This is a genomic window from Butyricicoccus sp. (assembly GCF_050872565.1).
Classification (GTDB): Bacteria; Bacillota; Clostridia; order Oscillospirales; family Butyricicoccaceae; genus Butyricicoccus_A.
Window position 1 is genome coordinate 1 of record NZ_JBNMHC010000466.1, and the last position, 1,433, is coordinate 1,433.

A 1,433-nucleotide genomic window follows, 5' to 3' on the forward strand; every position below is an offset into this window, starting at 1 on the left:
ATGTGCACACGCGCTGGCAAATCAGTGCAAAGAGACAGATCCGATTGATACAATTATTTGTCTGGACGGAACCGGCATCATCGGTGCGTTTCTATCCGTATAATTGCAAAAAATGATGCCCGCGTCAGAGCATAAAAAGATCTATGTGATCTGCCCGGAATGCGCAAACAAAGGTCAGATGTTTTTCCGCGAGAATGTAGAGCCGATGGTCTATGGCAAGAAAGTCCTTATTCTTATGGCAACCGTAACGACCGGCATCAGCATTCGCCGCGGTATGGAATGCATTGATTACTACGGCGGCAACCTCAAAAGCGTATGTACTATTTTCAGTGCCGTTGATGACGTGGACGGCGTGACTGTCCACAATATTTTCACCGCAGAAGACATTCCCGGCTATGCATCGTATCAGCGCCGCGATTGTCCATTCTGCAAAAATAATACGCCAATTGAAGCTTTGGTAAATTCTTACGGATATTCCCAGCTTTGATTGATAAAAGTGCTTATATCATCTCCAATTCACACTCTTTCCTATTCTCATGCAGCGTGTTGCTTCAGCCAAGCGATACGCGCACAAACAAAAAACACGCAAGAAGTTTCTCTCCTCTTGCGTGTTTTTTTGTTGTCTTTAGACTATTTCTCCCACTTGATTCAAATTTTCCTGTAGTTTGTGAAAAAACCGGCTGCTGTGATACCCGTCCGCTGCCGCATGAGAAATGGTCAGCGAGACCGGCAAAGTCAAACTGTCATCTTGCTCTGTGTACTTGCCAAACGCCAAAATCGGAAACAGTGCTGGATCGTCGTTTCCTGCTGTATAGGTAAAATAGCCGGTATAATCCAGCCACGGCACACAGCTAATGCAAAAGAAATTCATCGGCTGGCCATCTCGCGCCTTCATGCCGTGCCGATTTCCATACGTCTGCATGACGCGCAGATAGTCTTGATAAAACGCGGAAAAATCCGATTGATAGTGCATCCATATATCGCTGAAGGTTTTATCATCTTCATGAAAAATGGTAAAATTCGGATGAGACACCTCCCACACGCCTGCATTTCCGTCCGGTGTGAGCATCATCCGCATTTCATCCATCTCATTTACTGTTCGCGAAGCGGCATACAAAAAACAGGGAAAGAAATGCAGCTCGTGCTGCTTGGCAAATGCTGCGAGTTTGGTCACATCCATGCGAACCGTCAGCGAATACCCACAGCGGATCTGATGCCGATAATAGGCAAAATGCTCCCGCCTCGCCCACGTATCCATATCAATTGCCCGATATGCCGGATAGCTCTGTTCCATACGATTTCACCTCTTTGGTTTTCTTTTATTATATCACATGCAAATAGTTATGGCATAGATGCAAAACGAGTGGTACAATAGAAACCGAAACCAGGAGGAGTATCATGGAAGAACTGCTTTTTGAACAAACAGCCCGCGG

2 protein-coding genes are annotated in these 1,433 nt (G+C 45.9%); one reads left to right on the forward strand and one right to left on the reverse strand.

The genetic code is table 11. The features are described 5' to 3' along the window. The first annotated feature begins 235 nt into the window (after positions 1-235). Complete coding sequence (locus tag ACR0P9_RS12565; RefSeq protein WP_432620661.1) at positions 236-487, forward strand: hypothetical protein; 252 nt, start codon at positions 236-238, stop codon at positions 485-487. Positions 488-625: 138 nt separating this feature from the next. On the opposite strand, the gene ACR0P9_RS12570 is transcribed toward ACR0P9_RS12565, so the two are convergent. Next, the gene (locus ACR0P9_RS12570) at positions 626-1,294 is read right to left on the reverse strand and encodes a CatA-like O-acetyltransferase (RefSeq protein WP_432620663.1); all 669 of its coding nucleotides are present in this window, start codon (positions 1,292-1,294) and stop codon (positions 626-628) included. Between the last annotated feature and the right edge of the window lie 139 nt (positions 1,295-1,433).